Annotated in this window: 13 protein-coding genes and 1 tRNA gene; 5 read left to right on the top strand and 9 right to left on the bottom strand. The window is 54.8% G+C overall.

Going from position 1 to position 22,545, the window contains the following annotated elements; all coding sequences use genetic code 11:
- Window positions 1–174 precede the first annotated feature (174 nt).
- Window positions 175–1,299, bottom strand: a complete 1,125-nt coding sequence (locus AC4G46_RS01110) for a glycoside hydrolase family 88/105 protein (RefSeq protein WP_491126307.1) — start codon at window positions 1,297–1,299, stop codon at window positions 175–177.
- Complete coding sequence (locus AC4G46_RS01105; protein WP_491126306.1) at window positions 1,299–4,463, bottom strand: alpha-mannosidase; 3,165 nt, start codon at window positions 4,461–4,463, stop codon at window positions 1,299–1,301. Before AC4G46_RS01105 ends, AC4G46_RS01110 begins: the two co-directional genes overlap by 1 nt.
- 156 nt (window positions 4,464–4,619) lie before the next feature.
- Here AC4G46_RS01105 and AC4G46_RS01100 point away from each other — a divergent pair, with 156 nt between their 5' ends.
- On the top strand, window positions 4,620–5,534 hold the full coding sequence (locus tag AC4G46_RS01100; RefSeq protein WP_491126305.1) for a helix-turn-helix domain-containing protein: 915 nt from the start codon (window positions 4,620–4,622) through the stop codon (window positions 5,532–5,534).
- Window positions 5,535–5,828: 294 nt separating this feature from the next.
- Here the strand turns inward: AC4G46_RS01100 and AC4G46_RS01095 are convergent.
- Window positions 5,829–5,912, bottom strand: a tRNA-Leu gene (locus AC4G46_RS01095).
- Window positions 5,913–6,045: 133 nt separating this feature from the next.
- Here AC4G46_RS01095 and AC4G46_RS01090 point away from each other — a divergent pair.
- From AC4G46_RS01090 to AC4G46_RS01080, 3 genes are all read left to right on the top strand, one after another.
- Window positions 6,046–7,065 (top strand): hypothetical protein, encoded by a 1,020-nt coding sequence (locus AC4G46_RS01090; RefSeq protein ID WP_491126304.1) that lies wholly within the window; start codon window positions 6,046–6,048, stop codon window positions 7,063–7,065.
- 117 nt (window positions 7,066–7,182) lie between these two features.
- A complete protein-coding gene (locus AC4G46_RS01085) occupies window positions 7,183–8,964 on the top strand; it encodes a helix-turn-helix domain-containing protein (RefSeq protein WP_491126303.1) in 1,782 nt (593 codons plus the stop codon).
- A gap of 36 nt (window positions 8,965–9,000) precedes the next feature.
- Window positions 9,001–9,612 (top strand): hypothetical protein, encoded by a 612-nt coding sequence (locus AC4G46_RS01080; protein ID WP_491126302.1) that lies wholly within the window; start codon window positions 9,001–9,003, stop codon window positions 9,610–9,612.
- Here AC4G46_RS01080 and AC4G46_RS01075 read toward each other — a convergent pair.
- From AC4G46_RS01075 to AC4G46_RS01065, 3 genes are all read right to left on the bottom strand, one after another.
- Window positions 9,570–10,481 carry a helix-turn-helix transcriptional regulator gene (locus tag AC4G46_RS01075; RefSeq protein WP_491126301.1) on the bottom strand — a complete coding sequence of 304 codons (912 nt, stop codon included), beginning with the start codon at window positions 10,479–10,481 and terminating at the stop codon, window positions 9,570–9,572. The two genes, AC4G46_RS01080 and AC4G46_RS01075, sit on opposite strands and share 43 nt — an antisense overlap.
- A gap of 72 nt (window positions 10,482–10,553) precedes the next feature.
- Window positions 10,554–12,929 (bottom strand): bifunctional diguanylate cyclase/phosphodiesterase, encoded by a 2,376-nt coding sequence (locus tag AC4G46_RS01070; RefSeq protein ID WP_491126300.1) that lies wholly within the window; start codon window positions 12,927–12,929, stop codon window positions 10,554–10,556.
- Window positions 12,930–13,179: 250 nt separating this feature from the next.
- The gene (locus AC4G46_RS01065) at window positions 13,180–16,926 is read right to left on the bottom strand and encodes an alpha-L-arabinofuranosidase family protein (protein ID WP_491126299.1); all 3,747 of its coding nucleotides are present in this window, start codon (window positions 16,924–16,926) and stop codon (window positions 13,180–13,182) included.
- Between the two features lie 235 nt (window positions 16,927–17,161).
- Between AC4G46_RS01065 and AC4G46_RS01060 the strand changes: the two genes are divergently transcribed.
- On the top strand, window positions 17,162–17,578 hold the full coding sequence (locus AC4G46_RS01060; RefSeq protein ID WP_491126298.1) for a hypothetical protein: 417 nt from the start codon (window positions 17,162–17,164) through the stop codon (window positions 17,576–17,578).
- Between the two features lie 90 nt (window positions 17,579–17,668).
- On the opposite strand, the gene AC4G46_RS01055 is transcribed toward AC4G46_RS01060, so the two are convergent.
- From AC4G46_RS01055 to AC4G46_RS01045, 3 genes are all read right to left on the bottom strand, one after another.
- The gene (locus tag AC4G46_RS01055; RefSeq protein WP_491126297.1) at window positions 17,669–18,262 is read right to left on the bottom strand and encodes a lysozyme inhibitor LprI family protein; all 594 of its coding nucleotides are present in this window, start codon (window positions 18,260–18,262) and stop codon (window positions 17,669–17,671) included.
- A 182-nt stretch (window positions 18,263–18,444) separates the two neighbouring features.
- Window positions 18,445–21,231, bottom strand: coding sequence for a glycoside hydrolase family 3 C-terminal domain-containing protein (locus AC4G46_RS01050; protein ID WP_491126296.1), 2,787 nt, complete (start codon window positions 21,229–21,231; stop codon window positions 18,445–18,447).
- A gap of 138 nt (window positions 21,232–21,369) precedes the next feature.
- Window positions 21,370–22,491, bottom strand: a complete 1,122-nt coding sequence (locus AC4G46_RS01045; protein ID WP_491126295.1) for a saccharopine dehydrogenase family protein — start codon at window positions 22,489–22,491, stop codon at window positions 21,370–21,372.
- Window positions 22,492–22,545: the final 54 nt, after the last annotated feature.

The raw sequence follows: 22,545 nt of genomic DNA, 5'->3' as shown, positions 1-22,545 counted from the left end.
GATTGCTTGTCATTACTGGCCATACTTTCTTAAGACCGCACAGTAAACACCCGTAGCCGCCGGGCCTCCCCGGCGGCTGACGTCTGCTTTTTATCCTCTTGCATTACCGCCCGCTGCCGCCACGCAAAGATCCGCAGACGATAACGGAGGCCTGCCATGTCACGCCCGCATGTCTCAGCAATAATGCAGCGCTTCGCCCAGCGCGACCAGTGTCATGGCCTGGCCATAGGCCATCGGGGCGATAATAATGCCCTTGTAATCGTCTCGGGTTTTGCCGATCGGCGTACCACCGGAGACGCCAAGCACGGTTCCTTCATCGTCGATCCGGTCCAGCACGGCTTGAATCGCTTTCAGCGCCGACTGTGCATATTCCTCAGGCAGCAGCCCTCTGCGCACGCCATGCAGAATGCCGGCGGCAATGGCGGCCGAGCCGGAGGTCTCGGTGTAGCTGTCCGGGTCGTCCAGCAGCGTATGCCACAGCCCGTCTGCGCTCTGGCAGTCCAGCAGCGCTTCCGCCTGTGCCTGCAGCACCTGCTGGAGGTAAGTAAACACGCCGTCCTCCAGATACGGGCGCATCAGCTCCAGGTATTCCGGCAGCCCCAGGCTGAACCAGCCATTGCCGCGGCACCAGAAGGCTTCGCTGAAATTATGGCGGCCGGTGAAATGCCAGCCGTGATAGAACAGCCCTGTCTTTTTGTCATACAGATATTTGATATGCAGCAGCAGCTGATGCAGCGATGTCTGCCGCCACTCCGGCTTATCGTATTTTACACCCATCTTGGCCGTGAACAGAATGGCCATGAACAGCGTATCAATCCAGATTTCATTCTCATTAAGCGTTAATTCGCTTTTGTCGGCTCCGGTTGTGACATGCTGGTAACCCTGCTCTACAGTGCGCGGCAGCCCGTTCATCAGCCACTCCACCCACTCCAGGCTTAGCTCCTCCGCCTCATCCAGCTCCATCAGCGACAGCAGCGGGGCGGTTGTATTGATATTCCGGCTGGGCAGCCCCTTCTCCATCTGCCGGGCCATCCACAGCTTGGCATAAGCCGGATAACGCCCGTCGGCAAAATGCCGGTCCAGCTTCTGCAGGCCATACAGCCCGACGCCCTGCGGCCAGTCCCACTCCTCCATGCCGAAATCACGGGCGAAGTAGCCCCGCCGCCCCGCATCCTCACCTAAGGTTTGCAGCTCTGCTTCATTATCCGGCCGGTCCAGATTCAGCAGCTTATCTGATACACGGTTCAGCTTTGCAATAATCTCTGCTTTATCCAGCTTTACTGCTTGCATATTCATCATTATTTCCCCTCTCCTGTCTGCTCCAGGCCCAGCCTGATCCGGAACGTTCTGATCTCATAAGGTCTGATCTGAAAATTCAGCTCTCCCGCCTGCCATTCCCCTGCCGGCTCCTCCATCAGATTGCATTCCTGCCAGGCAGCGATGCGGTATCCGCTTTCAATCTGCACCTTACTGCGCGCACCGGCATACTCATGCAGACGCAGCACTACATCAGCGACGTCCTCGGAACGTTTTACCGCATCGACCAGCACATATCCCCCGTCAATGGAGAAAAGCGGTTCTACCTGCAGCCGGCCCGGCACAGTACGCAGCGGATTGTTCAGCTCCCACGCCTCCCGGACCACTCCGCCCAGGGTAAAATCACCCTCATGCGGATACAGCGCATACGTAAAGGCATGATGTCCCTGATCCTGCTCGGGATTCGGGTGAACCGCAGATTTGAGCAGCGTCAGCCGCAGCACACTGTCCTTGATGTCATAGCCGTATTTACAGTCGTTAAGCAGCGCCACACCGTACCCCTGCTCGCTGACATCCGCCCACTGGTGGCCCACGGTTTCAAACCGGGCATAATCCCAGCTTGTATTCCAGTGTGTCGGGCGTCTGACATTGCCGAACTGGATATCATAGGTTGCTTCAGTGGTATGAACATCCACAGGGAAGGCCACCTTCAGCAGCTGGTTATGCCCGTGCCAGTCCATTTCTGTGCGGAAATCAATCCGCGCGGTATCCCGGTAGAAAATAATATCCTGGGTAATAGTGGTGCGGTTATATGTCCAGGCCATACGCAGCACCGCCCGCAACGGGCCGTTTTCGATGAGTTCGCATGCTGTAAGCTGCGAAATTTCGGTCATTTTTTCCTGATAAAAAATATCGATATCCCACGCTTCAAAATCCAGCGGCTTATCCTCGAACACCTGCAGCACATTCCCGCGCCGGTCCGGGGCCAGGATCTCCCGGCCGTTGCGGCGGTCACGCAGCGAGGTGAATTGCCCCTGCTTATTCCAGACCGCTTCAATCAGCGGAGTGGTAAGCCGGCCTTCAGCAGCATCAGCAAGTGGAGTTTGCCCCTCCAAACGGCCGCCTGCTGCCTGCTCAGGTACAACCTCCAGAACCGCCGTACCAAAAGCAGGCACGGAAGGGATATATACCAGCCAGCCGCCGTCCGCAGTGCGCTGCTGCTCCAGCTGCCCGCCGCCAGCATTCTGAATTACACTGGTATCTGAAATATTGCCCGGCAGCTCCAGATAACGCGGGCTATCCCAGTTCGAGCTTCCAAGCGCAGTAAGGAATTGCTGCTCTCCGGAAGCTTTTCCCTCTCCATCTGCCGTTTCCCCCGCACCGTTGATCAGAGCAAGTGACCGGGCCTCTCCTTCGGCATATTCCTGATCACTGTCCTGATAGACCTCTTTGATCGAGGAGCCCGGAATAATATCATGGAACTGGTTGCGCAGCAGAATCTCCCAGATACCGCGCAGTTCCTCAGCAGGATAAGACTCTGCCAGATTGCCGCGGCTCACGCCGGTCAGCGTATACAGCCATTCCGCATCGCGCAGCAGGAGCTCAAGGCGGCGGTTATATTTTTTATTGCTGGCCTGCGAGGTGTAGGTTCCCCGGTGGCACTCGAAGTACAGCTCGCCGTTCCAGGTATGCACGAATCCGTCCGTTTTTTCAATCCGCTCATGCAGCCCTTTGAAGTAATCGCCTGCACTGCCCGGCTTAATCTTGGGCATACCCGGAAGCTTATCGAACCGCCGCCGCAGCTCCAGCATGTCCCTTGTCGGCCCGCCGCCCCCGTCACCCCAGCCGTAGGCAAACATCAGGTGGTCGTTAATCTCCTTATCCTGATACGAATTCCAGATGCCGCGCAGCAGACCTGCTGTCATCCGGCCGTTGTAGGTGTAGGCATCGCCGTCTTTTTCCGAGGTAGTAATAAAATGAGTCAATATTTCAGAGCCGTCCATCCCGCGCCACCAGAACGTATCATGCGGCATCCGGTTGAACTGGTTCCAGCTGATTTTGGTCGTCATAAAAGTATCAATACCCGATTTGCGCAAAATCTGCGGCAGCGCCCAGCTGTAGCCGAACACATCAGGCAGCCACAAATACTTGCTCTCAATGCCGAACTGTTCGCGGAAATAACGCTTACCTACGAGAATCTGGCGGACCAGCGACTCGCCGGATGGAATATTGCAGTCCGATTCAAGCCACATGGCACCCTCCGGCTCCCAGCGCCCTTCCTTTATCCGCTCCTTGATCTGTCCGAACAGCTCGGGGTAATCCTGCTCCAGATAGGCATACAGCTGCGGCTGCGACTGCATGAACTGGTATTCCGGATATTCCTGCATCAGCCGCAGGACGGTCGAGAAGGAACGGGCCGCTTTTTCCCGGGTATGCTTCAGCTGCCAGAGCCAGGCGACATCAATATGGGTATGTCCCAGCGCCGTAAGCGTGACATCAAAGGTCTGCGGCATCGCCTCCACCGCCCCGTTCAGGCTGGTGCCTGCCCGGTACATGGAGCTGACGTGCTCTTCAGAGCCCGGCTCAGACCAGTCAATCTCGCGGAATGCGGCATCCAGCGCCTGCTTTAGCCACTGCTTCTCCGGCTGGTCCCGGCCCAGATAGCGGAAGGTATCCAGTGCCGCCTGGGACATATAGAACAGATCATCGATCCGCTCATCCAGATATCCGATCATCGCCTCGCTGATCTTATGCTCCTGTACCCTCGGTGCTCCTCCGCCCTCAAGGCCGGACCACAGCCGGAAGACAAGCTCGACAGCCTGACCGCCAAGCTCATCGCCAAAAATGACCTCACGATGATTATTATCAACCCCCTGATACGGTGAACCGTTTACAAACAGCAGCGATTCAAAACCGGAGTTATTAAAACTCCCCGATTTACCGAAATCAAACAGGCCTGCGATCTTGAAGCCTTCCTTCTTCTCAGGCAGTACTGCCACCGCACGCAGCCAGACATACCGGTCCCGCCCGCGCCACTGATCATTCAGCCGGATTGTCCCCTTAAAGGAGACCTCTCCCGGATAAACACCATTTTTGCCGTCCTCATCCTCCGCGAACTCCAGCTCGGTAAGCTCACTCACTCTGACATATCTGTATTTGCCGACTTCGGCCTGCCGCCGGATCAGCTTTTCTTCCGTTAAAAACATGCTCTCACCCCTTGTATCCGTTTTCATACCGCCAATATATCAAATCCTCGCGCTCAAAAACTACGCTTTATTTGCGTGAATGGGGAGTATTTATTGCATCTTTTGCTTTTTCAAACCTATAATGGAGTAAATAACGGAGAGAGGCGGAGAGAGGACATGCTTGAAAACGGCTTATTATATGAGCAGGGATATAGCGTTAACATTAACACGCCCGGCGATCCGCTTTTTTACTACTTTGACTATGACGAACGGTCGCACAACATCAATATGGAGTTCCAGCATGAGCATGATTTTTATGAGATTCATATTCTGATGGATTCCCGGGCCACCCACGTCATTGACGGCAAAATCCACGCCCTGCGCAAGTACGACATCGTCCTGCTCCGTCCTTATCTGCTGCATATGACCCAGTATCCGGAAGGCCCTCCGCATAAGCGGCTGATCATTAACTTTGCCATACCTGCCGGCATACTCGGTTTGGAGAACGCTTACAAAAATATGCTGCTTCCCTTCTCCGAAGAGGTGCCGATCTACCGGCTGACGGGGGAGCCGCGCAGTACCGTATTCGATCCGCTTAACGCCATTTTCACCCTGTCACACAGTGATTCTCCGCTGGGGCCGGTGCTGGTTCATACTCTGTTTCAGCAGTTTCTGTGCGCCTTATGCCAGCAGCAGGATAAGAACACCTATGTGCTTGAGGAAGCCGGTAGTAGCGCAGCGCAAAAAATATACTCCATCACCGCCTATATTAACAGCAATTACAGCAGCGAGCTGTCGTTGGATTCTATTGCTACGGAGTTCTACACCAGTCCTTATTATTTATCGCATCAGTTCAAAAGAGTCACCGGCTCCACTCTGACCGAGTACATCCAGAACACCCGGGTCCGCAAAGCCCAGCATCTGCTGGTCCATACCCGTCTCAAAATATCCGGCATTGCCGAGCAGTGCGGATTCACCAGCTTCTCGCAGTTCAACCGGATCTTCAACAAGCTGGCCGGCATGTCGCCGTCTGCCTTCCGCAAGCAGCAGCAGACGGCGCCGGGAAACGGCTCGGCCTTGTTGTCCTACTAATGGGGGAGCACAGGCCGTCCACCTCACCTCACCCCGAGCAATCTGTGCTATCGGACTCCAGTAACCTTATCTGCCGATATTAGCCTCGGAAATTACCGTTCGAGCACAAATAAAGGCGCTACAGTCCGTTAGCCGGACAAACTGTGCTTTTTCGGCAAAATAAGGGCTCTGGTGTCCGTTAACGGGTTAAAGACAGCCAGCGCCCCACCGCCCAGCTAACTCCGCAACCAACCCGATATAATGAAAAAAGCTTCCGCACTGCCCAAGGGCAATTCGGAAGCTTCTTTGCTGTTATGCGGTCGAGAGGACTCGAACCTCCACGGTATTGCTACCACACGGACCTGAACCGTGCGCGTCTGCCAATTCCGCCACGACCGCAAATCGTTTATCGCGGCACAAGAATGAATATACCATGGATTTCAGGATCGTGCAAGCTATTTTTTAAATTTCATAAAAAAACTCCAATGCTTCTTCCTGCGGCCTGCTATATATTGAGGATGAGGTGATGAATATGAATAGACCATATGTAACAGTAACCAGTCCAAATCTGCTTGCCGGCATGCTGAAGGAGCTGGATGAACGGCTGCCCGGTTTTACTGCCCTAGCGGGAGTCTGCGGAATAACCCTGAACGGAGGATGCTCACGGGGATATGCCGATGAGTTGTCAGAGATTGATCTGGTTTTTTATCTGGAGGCAAGGCAGTATGCACAATGGACCGGCGGATGTTCCCCGCTGCCCCTCGGCATAACCAGAATTGGCGGCTGCCTCTATGATATCAAGGCTGTAAGCCTGGAAGAAGAGCTGGAGAAAAGTTGGGACAGTACCGCCCTGTGGGATCTATCCTATGCCGGGATACTGCATGATCCCGAGGGACATATCGCCGGACTGATCCGCACGAAGCTGGCCGAACGCCCGGGGCGGCTGCAGGCTGAAGGCGTGATGTTCAGCTGCTGGTGGCATTACCGGCTGGCCGGCGATATCTGGCTGCACCGGGGAGACGGCGTTCAGGGTCATGCCATGCTGAATACAGCAGCTGCCCAGTTAATCGAAGCCTTATTCACCGCCAACGGTGAGTATGTGCCGCATCCGAAATGGCTGTTTCATCTTAGCCGTACACTTCCGTGGACACCGGCAGGCTGGGAAACAGGCCTGATGCGGATTATGGATACCGGTGACTTTTCTCCGGAAAGCCTGAAAAACCGGCAGGCGGCTCTAGACCATTACTGGCACGAAATCGATACTTATCTCATCAGTCTGGAATGTCCGGGATACCCGCTTAATGTGATGCACAAAACCTTTTATGACCTGCTGAAGCTCCTTCTGTCACATGACACCCTCCCTGTAGAAGTCTGGACAGTCAGGGCGGGCCTGTCCCTGCTGTCGGCAGAGCCTTTTATCCGGTTTACCTCGGTTGCCGGGGACCGGATCACAGTGAATAAACACAAATTCCTCTCTATATCCCCGGGCGAGCTGTACCCTTGGCATGCCTCTATCCTTAATCAGCTTCAGGGCGAGCTGAAGTCTACCTAGCGGTCAACCGGCAGTTGATTTTCTGCGGCGATCCCCCTGCTCTAATCGCTGTTCATTATACCGGATGGAATTATAATGGAATTACGACGTCGAATTTGAATCCGGGAGAAAAAAATAATGATCAACAGTGAACAGGTCGGCAGACGGATCGCCATACTACGGAAGGAAAAAAAGCTATCCCAGGAGCAGCTGGCTGAACAGCTGCATGTCAGCGCCCAGGCCGTATCCAAATGGGAGACCGGCAAATCCCTGCCTGAAACCTCTACCCTTCCGCTCCTCTCTGCCGTTCTGGGGCATTCCATTGACAGCCTTCTGCTGCCGCAGGAGCTTGCCGTGCTCTCCGCCGTCTACACCGACGGTGATGAACAGCAGGACGTCACTCATTGGGTAAACCAGCTCATAACCGGAAACACGCTCACTTTAAGCCTCGGTGACCAGTTTTTCCAGGGATTACTGCACAGTGACCGGGCTAAGCTGCTCCTTGTCAAATACGGGACCCCCTCCGGGATTTATTTAACGTTTGTACTCAAGGGGCAGCTTTTGCAGATAGATTTACATTCACAAGACTATCCTTTGGGCAAAAGCGGGCTTACCTTTGTTCATGCCGCATACGGCAATGAACGGGCCGGGCGGGATGTGCTGCAAAAAATGAAGCACTATGCTTATTTTGAATGGACGCAATTTACGGTCGATCAGGAGCTTTTTCCAAGCACAATGGGGCATGAGGACAGTGAATATCTGCTGCTCGTCTATCTGAATGCTGACGGGATTCATGCAGTAAGCTGCGCCGAGGAGGAACGGATTCATTACACCTCTGACCGGACCCGGCTGTTTGCAGCGGAATCAGGCCGCCGGCATTGCATCATCGAAAAGGTACACCGTCTCGGCTTCGGCAGAGGAATGGACTGCTCATGGGCGGGGGCGCTCTACACCTCCCTGTCTGTCATGGGAATCGAGACCAGCTATGAAGCAGTAATGGGCGTTTCAGGGGCTTGCTGGAGAGCCGCTTTTGCCCCGGTATGGGATTATAGCGCAGCTGACGCTCTCGCCGCCTATGACTTTACCCCGCCGGTCGTTAAAGCTTACGGCCTGCAAGCAAGCTGGGCAAACCGGCTGACATCCGAAGAACGTAAACAGGAGAAGCTCACTGTCATGGAAAGCCTCCATCATCAGCGCCTGCCGGTCGCTCTGAACCTGAGGGTGGCTCCCGAGTGGGGAGTCATTACAGGCTATCTCGATAACGGAAACACGCTGCTGTGCCGCAGCTATTTCGATGAGGAGACCTTTACAGAGCTGAAGGATGATCCCGAGTTTCAGGAGGCCATGGAGAGCAGCAAGGGTTATCTGTACGTAGACCATTGGCCGTATAAGCTGCTCTATCTGGAAAGGCACGGTGATATTGCGCCGGCACTGGATAGCCTGTACGCTTCACTCCGGATCAAGCTTGAAGCTATGCAGGCAAACGGGCAGCCAGGCTACCATACGGGATATAAGGCGCTGGCTTCCTGGCAGGATGGCCTGCTGGATGAGGACTGGTATACAGCTGCGGATGCCGGGACATTCATACGCCGTTATAGCGTCAATCACTTCTGCATGATGGCGCTCGCTGATGCCCGGAGAAGTGCAGCCGTCTATCTGAAGGCCTCACTGGGTCTGGTGCAGCATCCGTCAGCAGCTGCGCTTATGAGCGAGATGGCCGCTGACTATGAACAGATGGATGCACTGCTGAGCTCTTACTATAGCAACATGCCTTTACCGGCCGTCCTTGAAGCGCATGCCTCCCCTAAGCAGCTCTGGAACCGGGAGAGCCGCAGGCGGCAGGCAGAGCTGCTGCATACCATCTCCGGAATTGACCAGCGCGGCGATGAGCTGGCAGCGATGATACTGGAACAGGCCTAGTTACAGTAGACTGCTGCTAATGGTTAAGGAGCGGTATTGGGGCCCAACGGCCTTGGTCCGTCCGCCTATTTCGGCGGTATCAGAGGCATTTTTGCCTCTGATTTCGTTCATCCGCCTACTTTCGGCGGAATCAGAGGCATTTTTGCCTCTGATTTCGTTCATTCGCCTACTTTCGGCGGAATCAAAGGCATTTTTGCCTCTGATTTCGTTCATTCGCCTACTTTCGGCGGAATCAGAGGCATTTTTGCCTCTGATTTCGTCCATTCGCCTACTTTAGGTGGAATCAGAGGCATTTTTGCCTCTGATTTTGTTCATTCGCCTACTTTCGGCGGAATCAGAGGCATTTTTGCCTCTGATTTCGTTCATTCGCCTACTTTCGGCGGTATCAGAGGCATTTTTGCCTCTGATTTCATCCATTCGCCTACTTTCGGCGGAATCAGGGGCATTTTTGCCTCTGATTTTGTTCATTCGCCTACTTTCGGCGGAATCAGAGGCATTTTTGCCTTTGATTTTGTTCATTCGCCTACTTTCGGCGCCAAAAACAAAAATCAAAAAGCCGCCCAACAGGCGGCTTATTCTTCATTCTTCATTCCGTATATCCGTTCTCACTCCGAACCGGCCTTCTTCACCGGCCGCAACACGGCATAGCCGTAGCCTTCCGGATAATGGCGCTGATAATCCTGCTTCACTTCCTCGTCCCACACATAGCCCATTTGTGCAGGATCGTAGTTCCAGGCTACCTCCTCCACTGTGCGCATTACTGCCCCGTTATCCTGCAGGTAATCAAAAGGCGGGTGGAAAAAGACCAGGTACTCCGAAGCCGGAATGTCGCGGCACTCCATCCCCTCCGGAATCTCCCCGGTATAATCAGCCGGCACCGGGATTCCGTAAAGATAGCCTTTGCGTCCGTTCACGTAGAACCATCCGGCCGTCTGACCCAGCTGCCCCTCCAGCGTATGATGGGACATGCTTTCCAGCGTTCCCGACACCTCGTCACAGTTATGTCCGTTGTTCCAGAATCCGCCGTAGTTGACCGAATCCGGGTCCCAGATGCCGATAAATTTATGTTCCGGTATGAACTCAAGCTTAATCTCTGCTGCCTGCAGATGAATCTCCCGCATTTTTTCCCGCTCCTTCATCAAGTAGTGATAAGGAGAGAATACCTCGGCACGAATGGCCAGCGGAATGGGGCTGCGGGCTGTACGGTACGCTCCGGGCGTCAGCTTAAAAGCCTTCACAAACGCCCGCGAGAACGCCTCCTGCGATGAGAATCCGTACTTTACGGCTATATCCAGAATGCGGTCATCCGTATCGCGGAGCTCCAGGGCGGCACGGCTGATCCGCCGCAGCCGGATATAGTCCCGCACCGTCATTCCGGTCAGGGCATGAAACTGCCTGGTGCAGTAGTACGGCGAGTAGCCAAGCTGCTCTGACATCCGCAGCAGGGTTGGCGCGTCCGTAAGATCACCGTCAATCCAGTCAATCATCCGCTGGACCATCTCATTCCATTCGTACATTGAAGCCTCTCTCCTTTCACTATGGATCATAGCAAAAAAGGAAATTGCCGATTTGATCTCATTTGCAGTATCCTACCGTGTGTTTACGGAGGATTCCCTTGTGGAGGCAGCGGAGGCATAGCCTGAAATAAACTCCTTCAAAGCCGAAACTGGCAGCGGTCTGCTGATAAAGTAACCCTGAAGCTGGTCGCTTCCAAGGGCACACAGCAGGTCAAACTGCTCTTTCAGCTCCACCCCTTCGGAAACGACCCGCAGGCCAAGGTTGTGGCTGAGTTCAATGATTGCGCGGACGAGTGTATCGTCGGAAGCCCCCGGCTGAATGCCGGAAACAAACGAACGGTCAATCTTGATAAGATCTACCGGGAAGGTCCGCAGATAGCTCAGCGACGAGAAGCCGGTGCCAAAGTCGTCGAGCGAGATACAAAATCCCATGCTGCGAAGATTAATGAGCGAGGAGATAATGTCCTCGTCCGACATCAGCACCGTCTCCGTGATTTCCAGCTCCAGACTATCTGCCGTAAGCCCGTTGTCTGCCAGCGCCTCCGTCAGCTGCTCCGGCAGACCGAGCTGCATGAGCTGCACCCCCGAGATATTGACAGCTGCCTTTAGCCGGATGCCTTCGTCCCGGAAGCTGCGGAGGTCCGCACAGACCTTACGGAGCACCCAGTTACCGATACCGTGAATCGAGCCGCCGGCTTCTGCCAGCGGAATGAACTCCGCAGGTGACACCGGTCCGAGCGTTGGACTTGTCCAGCGCAGCAGCGCTTCAACCTTGACGACATCAAGCGTCGATGCCGAGAGAATCGGCTGGTAATGCAGCTCCAGCTCGCCATTATCGACAGCGGAGAGAAGCTGTCTGCCGATCACCTTTTTGCGGCTGAACGCCTCTTCAAGCTTCTCCGAATAACGGCAGATGTTGTTCCGTCCGTTCTCCTTGACCTGAAACATCGCCAGATCGGCAGCCTTGACGAGAAGTTCAGCGTCCTCTCCATTCTGCGGATAGATGCTGACCCCGATGCTTGCCGTACTGTGAAATAACTGGCCGTTCAGTGTGTGCGGTTCAGCCAGCACCCGCTGGATTGTGGAAATCCGGGCCTGAATATCCTCCGCACCGGAAAAACGGGAGAGAAGAATGGTGAATTCATCCCCGCCAAGCCGGGACACAAGATCATCCGGCCCGACAGCGCCGGTGAGACGATCCGCGATCTGCTTGAGAACCGCATCCCCGAAGTCATGCCCCCAGGTATCGTTGACCGCCTTGAAATAGTCGAGGTCGATGAACAGCAGCACAATCTGCAGGCCCTGCCGTTCTGCTTTGCGGATGGTCCGGTTCAGCGTCTGAAAAAAAAGGGCGCGGTTCGGCAGCTGGGTCAACGGGTCGACCATAGCCTGCCGGTGCAGCTCTATCTGTGCAGTTTCGAGCGAGGAAATCATCCGGTTGAATTCCCCCTCTACCTCACTGAGTTCATCCCCTCCCTTGATGTCGAGGCGGATCGACAGATCCCGGCTTTTACCGATGATCCGGATACTGCGGACCAGCGCTGTCATCCGGGACAGGATAGTATGCTTAACGAACAACAGGCTGAGTATGCATATACCAAAGGTCGAGATAATGAAGAACAGCGTAAAATTTGTCATCGCATTTTTGCCGATTTGATAAATATGGCGGGGCTGCTCCATGGAAATTACGATTCCCGGATTGCCGAACAGATCGTCTATTATTGCATGACCTGACAGCCGGTTTCCCGGCAATGGGCTCACCCAGATTTTCTGCCCCCTGCTCTCCTTCAGCAAGCCGTTTGAGACTTTCTCCATGGTTATACCGGATGGGCTTAACGCCCCGATCCGGCTGATTTCCGTATCATCCAGCATCCGGCCGGCCACCGCCATCCCGGCGGCGGGACCTGTCATGTCGTTGTGAATAACCGGCTGAAAAGTAATCAACATAGGCCCGTTATTCAGGATGGCAAGTCCGGTGTAGGAATTCTCCAATTCGGTAAAAATGTCCAGCTGCTCCCGGATATCCCCGAAAAGATTGACAATTTCCGGCGTGACAGGTGTTACTGCCTCCTCACTGGAATCATACAAGCCGCTATAGACCAGATTGCCTCTCCCGTTGGTCAATGCCATGAGATCAAACCGGTTGCCCTTAAAAGTCTCCCCGTCATAGTTACTGAGAATGTAAGGGTTCTGCGGATCCTCGAACGTTTGGGAGGAGACATAGTCATAGGTCTCGTCCCAAACTGAGTAATTTAGCATCGTTTCGTGCATACCCTGAAGCTCCAAATCGTAGGTCTGGATGATATCCGACATGCGTCCTTCCAGCGCTTCCTGGTCCAGCTCTGTGAACTGGTCCAGAAAAATCTCCTGTGAAGTAAGATAGGTAGAGGCCAAGGTGAGCAAGGCAACGGTTATAATAAACAATGTAATCTTGGTACGCAGCTTCATGATAATCTCCCCGGAAGTCGTATTCTAAACAGCCTCGTTATAATGTCAGATAGTGAAAGTGCCAGTACGAATAATAACACGGCTAACCTAACAGGTCTGCGTGTCTTCTCATATCCATAGAAGCTTAACATTCAGGGGTTTCACTTCGTGTAAACCTGACACTCAACGTAATAGCTCTCATTATTAATATCGACGATACCGCCAAGATTCCATAGACCATACCAAAATAAAGCTGTGAAGGATGTGTACCTTACCCTTCCAGATCGAACACCAGCACATTGACCGAATTCGCCGGCAGATTCAGCACTATCGGGCCACTGTCCACCGTAATCTGCTGCTCCTGCGGCACAATCCGCTCGTTATGCTTCTGATTCACATTAGGCACATGAACAAGCGAGGTATCGCCGCTGAGGGTAATCAGCTTCGCAGTGCCGGAAACGTTCAAATCCAGCAGCTTCAGCTCTGTCGCTTTTGCCACATCATCAGGATTAACCAGCTTTATATACACATGCTCCGCATCTCTGGTAACCGAGTTAAACACCTCGCTGTTGTAAGCCTCCAGCTTATAATCCAGCACCCTGCTGCCCGTCTGCCCGTCTGTGTATGAACAGAGCAGTCTGCTGCCGTCCGCGCCGCCATAGTTCACTGTAATGGTATAATCGGTATTATCCTCTATCCCCTCATAGCATGCCGCCCGCAGATTGCCCGCCGCTGTGCTGGAGGAATAATCCCCGAGAGTGTAAGCCTCCACGCCCTGCTTGAATACCTTCAGACCCGTGGCATTTCCGCCGTAACCGACAGCATATTCGAGAACATTTTTGTTCTCTGCAGCAATCTCTGTTAATCCCACGCCGACATAGAAGCCGTCCGCACCCTGTCTCCGGGAAGCGACTACCTCCACGGTATAATCAGACCAGCTGTCGTTCAGGAAATAGAGCCCGCTGCGGCCGCTGCTCTGCCCCTTCAGCAGCACACCTTCTCCGCTTTGCACAACATGCTCTGCTGAACCCGGGATAACCTGCCAGCCGGGATGAAGCTCCCCGGTAAAATCCTCATCCAACAGCACGCTGCCGTCCTTATTAGAAGTAACGGTGACCCGCTTTACCAAGAGATCCACGCTGCCTGCGGCAATCTCAATCCCGCCATGCGGAACGAGTGCAGCCGGTTTGCCTTTGGCATAGGCCGAGAAAGAGGTAGCGAGCACCTTGTTGCCCAGGTACTTGGCATACAGCTGCTGCACATAATAGTTCGGCGTGAACCAGACGGTCTCATCATCAAACCAGATGCAGTCCGGGGTCCAGCGGTAGGTTCCGTCGGTCAGCACTTTGTTGAACAGCGGCGCATAGGCGGCCAGCCGTACAACGTCAGCGTTATTTTCAAACCCGGTCATTATTGCGGCTTCGGCGACTGCACCGGCCAGTGTATTTTTATCCGTGGATGCATATTCCCCGACAAACACCTTGGAGGTCGCCCTCCAGTCTATGCTGCCATCCGCCTGATACGCCCGGTAGTAATAGTTGTAACGGTCAGCGTTCTTGAGCAGATATTCATTGGAGCGGTAATAATGCTCATCGGCAATGGTGTCCATATAGTCCGGCTGATTCCGGTACCAGGTCACTGTTTCTTCTATAACATTATGGCCGTCTGCAAAAGCCACCTCCGCCGTTCCGCGCAGATTGCCGCTCAGGAACTTCCAGCCCTGCTGGTAAGCATCATCATCCGCCTGGGCGCCGACCGTGGAGATAATGTGCAGCTCATACCCTGGATAATGGCGTTCCATATACTTATCAATCGCCGCCTTGAATACCTCAAAGTTAGCAAAGAACTCCGTGCCCCAGTTCTCATTGCCGACACCCAAATAACGCAGGTCAAACGGCGCTTCGTGGCCCATTGTTTTGCGCATCAATGCCCATTCATTGTTCGCAAAATCCGTGCTGAGCGCAAAGTCGATCAGATCGGTAAAGTTTTTTATAAAATAGTCCCGCAGCGCCCCGCCTGCCGGATGGGCATAGTCCGAACGGGCCTGGCACAGCACACCGCAGGCCATGACCGGAAGCGGGGTCGCGTTCAGATCCTCAGCCAGCTGGAAATACTCCATATAGCCAAGACCCATAGTCATCATGTAGCCCCAGACGTTAAAATTCTCCTTGCGCAGCTCCACGGCCCCGACCGAATCCTTCCAGTCATAGACGTTCTCCCAGATGAAGGAGCCTTCGGAGATACAGCCGCCCGGGAAACGCAGGAATTTAGGATGCATATCGGCGAGCGCCTGCACCAGATCTTTTCTCAGCCGGTAGTTCGGGTTGCCGAGATAATTGGCATGGGCCGTCTGCGAGCCCGCTTCCTCACCTGCTCCCCACACATCGCGCGGCATAAGTGACACCATATCAATGGAAATCTCACCGTCAAAAGTGAGCGCAAGCTGCCCCAGCACAGCGGCCGTACCCGTCAGTGTAAGCTCCTTCTCCGGCAGCACGCCGTATTTCTTCCAGCTGTTCCCGCCTTCCACTTTTACAATAACCGCGTCACTGACAGCCATACCGTCAGCATCCTGCAGCTGAAGCGTAATTGTCCCGCCGTTTACCGCCTTGGCCCAGATTGTGAAATCGTATTTAGCACCCTTAACGACTGACATTGCACAATGTCCGTTAGAATCCGCGAACCCGCGGTTTCGGATCGTTGCTCCGTCCGCTACCGTTACATAAACGGCATTTACTTCCTTATCCGCGATTCCGAAAAAGTCGTTCAAGCCCCCATGGTGCTGCGGACTCATCAGCTCCGTATCTCCCGACCAGGCAAACAGCGGCTCCCGGTTTCGTCCGGTAGAGCAGCCGCATTCGCCGGAGACCTGCGAGTATGTATCAAAAGCAAAAGACTCAAACGAACGGTTCTGCACCAGCTCTGCATAAATGCCGCCATCGGCCGCATTATTGATATCCTCATAGAACAGGCCGTACATCACTTCACTGATATCCAGCACCTCACGGTCCCCGTGTACCGTCAGTGTGTAGGGCGGCAAGTGTGCGGGAAGCACGGAGAGGCTGAAGCTTTTCTCAGCAGAAACAGCACCTCGGCTCAGCACCGCAGTAAGGGTCACCGCCTCTGCTCCGCTGATCTGCTGAATGACTCCGTGATCCGATAACACAGCAGGCCGGCTTGATGTCCAGGCCACCTGTACTTTTCCGCCCATCAGCGACGGGGGCAGGGACAATTTGCTGGTTACAATCGAATTCAGGACAGGCAGATACTTGTCTCTGGCCAGCTTCACGATCTCCTTGTCCGTCAGCGACTCGCACATCACCTCAATGACCTCGTCCTCCGACAATCCGGCATTATAAATCCGCAGATCCGACAATGCCCCGGCAAAATCAGCATCCACCTCATACTGCGAACGCCCGATAAAATTGCGGCTGTAGTTATCCGGGTCTGCGAAAGTAGCAAACCATCTGCGCAGCTGGGCGTAATTGCCGCTTGAAGTCTGGCTGATGGAGCCGTCGGCCGCCGCCTCACCATTGATATAGACCACCGGACCGGCGCTGCTCAGCGTCCCGCCCTGCGTCCCGGTAACAGACAGTGCAAAATGAATCCATTCCCCCGTAGCATAACCACGTCCCGGATCAGCCGACAGATCGCCCCCCGCTGTCAGTGTACCGCGCAGCCCGCGGGTCAGGAACAGGTAAGGTCCGGCTTCGCTTTTACCGAAATCAAATATACGCTCCCAGACATTCGTCCCCTTGCTGAAGTTGACCCAGGCAGCCACCGTTAAGCCATTGTTGTCGCTTACATTTGTAAGCAGGCCGGCAGGCAGCTGAATATAGGAAGTACCGCTGGGTCCTCCTGCAAACCTGGCAGCCGTTCTTCCGCCTACTTCGGTTACTACTGGTACTGTTGTGCCGGAAGCTGCGCCGTCTTGTCCCTGTCCCGAGCTGTCTCTGCCGGCATTTGCGGCATCATCGAACTTATAATGGGCGATAAGCTGATCACGAAAATTTGTCATTGTGGACTCTCCCAACCTTTATTTAATATAAATATAAATTAATTCATATAAATAGATACTATACTGCTATACTACTCTATCCGGCGCCCATTTCTCAACTGTTATTTACCGCTTATAGTCATATGCCGCATTGCCATCTCCCTGTAAAAAAGCTTGCAGGCGTATACACATCAGCACAAGCCGTATCCGCATCCCTGTGTACTATAAAGTAAACAGGAAGGCGAGGTGATCCTTGATGGGAAATTCAGCAAAAGTCCGCAGGCAGGCCAAGCAGCTGAAGGGCCGCAAGGTCTGCGTTACGCTTCATGACGGACGGACATATGTGGGATGGATAACCGGCTGTGAAAAAGAGGCGGTAGTCCTCTCCGTCGCACCGCGCACCCGCAAAAAAGCGGGAAGAGCCTCCACCGCCCGCGGCAAGCAGGCGGAGGTGTCCGCTTTTATGCCGCTCCTGGGGCCGCTGCTTGGCGGCCTGGGCGGAGCGGGCGGCGCCGGCGCCGGACTCGGCGGGCTGGGCGGGCTGATGGGCGGCGGGCTGCGATTCTTCGGTCTGATCCGCCGGGCGATGCCGGTCATGAAGATGGGCTATGGCATGATTAAGCAGATCCGGCCGTTTATGACCGGGCTGAAGGGACTTATGAATAAGGAATAGCAGCTATGGCTTGTAAACCAGCAAAAAGGCCGGACAGCGGTCTCCTGGAATCAGGAAAACCACTGCCCGGCCTTAATCTATCCGGCAGGCTTATTTCATGTACATATTCACAAGCTCATAGCTTCTTTCTTTTGTAGTGCTTGCCAGCACAGCCACATATTCCAGCGGCTGCATCGTGCCGCCTTCATATTTAGCCGCCGCTTCCTCCGCTGTTTTATCCCGGTAGGTGATCCACTCCAGCTGCTTCTCCTTGAGGTCAGCCATTTCGCTCTCGGAGAGCAGGCTCTTGAGCGCAGTGTAAACCTCGTTCAAAGCCTTATCCCAGCGCTCATATTCCTTCGTTGCAGCCTCGGTCATGGAGGCCGTTACCCCGGAATCATATTGCTCCTGCAGATCGCTGAGCCCGGCTTCCACAGCGTCCAGCTTATCCAGATACTTCTGCTTGACGGCGGAAGCCGCCGGTGTCTGCTCAGCATCCGCTGTTGCCGCCGGGGCCGTTGTTGCCGTTGCCGCGGCTGCCGTTTCTTCCGGTGCAGCGGTAGCCGGAGCCGTTGCTGCCGGCGCAGCCGTCTCCTGTACGGCCGGGTCTGATCCGGCCGGATTGGTATTCTGCTGTGCGTTATTCCCGCAGCCGGCCAAGGCCAGGCTGCACATTATCGTTGTTAGCAGTATTGCTTTTTTCATATCGCACTCATCTCCCTTGAAGTAATAGTAAAGTGTCAAATCCTAAGCGGCTGTATCTCTAAGACGGAACCGGGAGCCGGATAGTTGCTTACCTTTTATATAACCAAAAAAAGCAAAAGGCACTCGGCCGGGGCCGGAGTGCCTTTTGCTGCAAGGGTGGAAATAACGCTTAGAGCCTTATCCTACACCAGTTTAAATTCGATAGCTTCCACCTGCATTCCAGGCTTCACATGCTCCAGGGTCAGCTCATACAGGCCGGCTTCCAGCTGCGCCTTAACCAGCTTCAGCTGAATCCAGCGGCCTTCAGTGCCGTTCGTCTGAACGGTTGTCACCGTCCGGCCGTTCAGGTTCAGGTTGCATGCGCTCTGGGCCAGCTCGGTATCCGGGGACATGACACGGGCGAACAGCCGGTATACACCGGCCTGCTCTACGTTCAGGACGGCCTTGCCTTCTGCAGTCAGTGTGACCTGTCCCTGGGCGGACAGCGTCTGTGCCTGTTCTGCCGCCAGGGCCGGCACAGCTGTAAAGGACTCAACCGTCTCTTCGATCACTTGCTCTCTGGAGGAGACCGGTGACTGAAGGATGAACTCGAGAATGTTAACCGCGCTGCGCTGCAGCTCTCCGCGGGTCAGCGTACCGTTCGCCAGCGCCTCAATGGTGTTATCGCCGTAAGCGTTGGTTTCCGCCCCGTAGTTGCTGACAACCATGTACAGGTCATTCTGGGCACGGACCATCCAGTTTGTGTACTTCCGGTCAGCCGGACCGCCCTCGGCACAGTCGTTCATTACTGCCCACCAGTCGGTCATCACGATACCCTTGAAGCCCCATTCACCACGGAGAATGGTTGTATTCAGGTCATAGTTGGATGCCGCCCATTGTCCGTTAACCGGATTATAGGAGGTCATGATTGAATTCGCTCCGCCCTCTTTGACCGCAATCTCAAAGCCCTTCAGGTAAATCTCACGCAGGGCGCGTTCCGATACAACAGCATCCACCTTACTGCGGTATTTCTCCTGATTGTTGCAGGCAAAATGCTTCAGCGTCGCACTTGATCCGCCCTTGCGGATCCCGCGGGTGCAGGCTGCGGCGAACACCCCGGAGATCAGCGGATCTTCGGAGAAGTATTCAAAGTTGCGACCGTTCAGCGGGCTGCGGCGGATGTTGAGTCCAGGTCCGAGCAGCGTATCGATGTTGTTACGAAGAAGCTCCTGCCCCTCCATCACATACAGATCCTCCACCAGCTCCGGATTCCAGGTTGCCGCCAGCAGCGTTCCGATCGAGACCTGAGTTGCCTTCTGCCCGCTGTCCATACGGATACCGGACGGGCCGTCAGATGTACAGGCTACCGGGATGCCATAACTGTACAGCGAATCGGTCACACCGCCGAAGGCCGAAGCCGTGCCCGGTGTAACAAGCGGGCTGCTCATCCCCTCGCCTCTGACCAGCGCAGCCAGGTCCTCATCGCTCAGCTGGGCGATGAACGCAGCCAGGCTGACCTTGCCTTCCTGCACATCGCGCAGCTTATAGCCCTGGTCGCCGGTCTGCTCCAGACTCTGGGGCAGGTTCTGCTCAATACGCGCAGCCAGTGAAATCTTCTGCTTCGGCGCCTCCGCATAAGTCAGCTCATAGGAGCCGTCCGCCCGTCGGGCGCCCGGCATCATTCTGGTGAAGCTCTCCGAAGGCGCCAGCGCCTCCTGCAGCTGCTCCACTACTTCGAGTGCTTCCAGCACATATCCCTCTTTGCCTTCAAAGCCGACAGGCACAGCCTGCTTTACACTTGTCCCTGCGTACAGCCGGTAGGTTCCGGCTTCCAGCACATAGGCCGACGGATGTCCTGTTACTCCGGCATCATCATAGGACGCCATAGTCCGCAGCTCGAAGCCCAGGGCAATCGTCTCGGATTCACCCGGATACAGCACCCCGGTCTTACCGAAGGCCGCCAGAACCTTTGCCGGTTTACCCAGCTTGCCCTGCGGGGCTTCGTAGTAAGCCTGTACGACTTCTTTTCCGGCATAAGTACTGCCAGTATTGGTTACAGTTACGTCAATCCACGCATAGGTTTTCTCGTCCTTGGTAAACAGCTTGGCTTCTTTCGGTTCTACACTGAAGGTAGTATAAGAGAGCCCGTAGCCGAATTCGAACTGGACCTTATCCGGACAAAACGTTTCAAAATACCGGTAGCCCACATAAATATCTTCCTGGTACAGGTTCTTGAATTCGTTGCCATAATTGACCGTCGACGGATAATCATCAATGGAATACGCAATGGTATCTGTCAGTTTGCCGCTTGGCGTAACGTCTCCGGCCAGCACATCGGCAATCGCATTGCCGCCTTCCATCCCGCCCTGCCAGGAGTAGATCACAGAAGAGATCGGATTGGCATGGCTCTCATCATTCAGCCAGCTCATATCAATAATGTTCGATACGTTCAGCACGACGATGGTCTGTTCAAAATAGGCCGTCACCTGCTTCAGCATCGTCTTCTCATCCTCGGTCAGCTGGTAGCTTCCCGCCGCATCCGCATTATCCTGGTCTTCGCCGGCAGTGCGTCCGATGACGATGATCGCCTTATCTGACACGCTTCTGGCCTGCTTCACCAGTTCATCCGTCAGCGGCATTTCCTTCTGGTGCCACGGTTCGGCCGCCCAGCCGCCCCCGCCGTTGTCGAACGGATGCTCCTGAATCCATTCCTCATAGACTGCAGCCAGCTCTTCATTGACCTTAATATTCTCCTTGCTGCGCAGCCCGTCCAGCAGATTCGTGGTATATGCCACGTTCACGCTTCCGCCCGATCCTGTACCGCTGCGGTAGTAGTTCACTTGGATTCGCCCAAAAACTGAAGCGGTTTCGTTATCACGCAGCGGCAGTACATTTCCTTCATTACGCAGCAGGACGGCACCCTCTGCAGCTACGATTCTGCTGAATTCAGCAAAGCCTTCCAACGGAATTCCGATTTTATCAGTGCTCAATTTGTTTCCTCCCGGTTGTAAGATCCCTATCCTTTGCAGGTTCTCCCCTTACTATAAAGAATACCCTTACAATTATCAAAGGTTTGATTGGATTTACATCCATTTTTCTGCAAAAAGAGGGCCGCAGCCCTCTTTTTTTCAAGACCGCCGATACCAGCAGCTGATCCCGGTGATCGTGTTATAGCCGCTGCCGCCGGACTCCTGGTTCTGCAGCTGCAGCGAGAGGCGATCCTGTTCCAGCTTCACCTTGAACAGCTGCTCCAGATGATGAATTCCCGGCTTGGTATTCCCTTCCGAATAGATGGATTCGGCCACAATTGCAGCTACCCGGGCTGTAATCTCCGCTTCCTTCAATCCGTGAACCACATATTCGAAGCGGGCCGGAGCCCCGTTCTTCAAGCCGGAGCCCTCTACCTTGACGGCATATTGCTCACTGCCCCAGCGGATGCGGCCAAAACCGGCTACAGCCGCCCGCCGCAGCCGTCTGCCCTTCAGGAGCCGGAGCAGCCCGAGCTTCTGCAGCAGCGCAATGCCTGCCGTGGCCGCCCTTGAATCAAAGCACAGCCTGGTTGATACCGTCGGGATGCGCAGCGTCCGGGCCAGCGTCTGCTGGTCTGCGAACGGAAAGCGGTAGGCCCGGCGCCTGCCAAGCCCTGTCCCCCAGTCTGTCAGCAGGCCGTCCGTAAAGCTGTCTACCTGCACCCTGCTGCCCTCCTGCATCACCTCAAACTGTGCCGGCAGGTTGTCTACAGTCCATTCAATTGCCGCCTGGCCATGGCTGTCGCCGAGCCCCAGCAGAATGCCAATGTCCAGCTGCCGTACCTCATCCAGTGAGCGGACGGCTTCACCCGCCAGCAGGTTGGTCAGTCCGGGAGCCAGCCCGACGCTTAGCACTGCAGCCGCTGTATAATCATGTCCTGAGCTGCCCAGCAGCTCCATCCGGCTGAAGAATCCGAGGCTTGCCGTGACATCTATATAATGAATTCCCTCTCTCAGACAAGCCTCTGCAAAGGAAGTGTCTTGCTGATCCAGACACATCACAACCAGCTTCACCTTCTGCAGCTGCTGCGCCGGGAAGGCTTCAGCCGCGTCAATCCGCATTGGCCTGATCCGGCCTCCGGTGCTCCTGCTGAACCTTTCTGCACGCTCTGAATTGCGGCCTGCGGCGTAGACAACACCCGGAAATCTGCTATCCAGCAGCGTACAGATTTGTCCGCCCACATGACCGTATCCGCCTATTACAACAATTTCTGTCCTCATTGCATTTGCTCCTTAACTTATCTGATAGTGGATTGCTGATTGGTGTGCCCTATT

This window comes from Paenibacillus sp. fava2 (assembly GCF_058313675.1).
The sequence above is the reverse complement of the archived record's forward strand: the minus strand, read 5'-3'. Positions and strand labels throughout refer to the sequence as shown.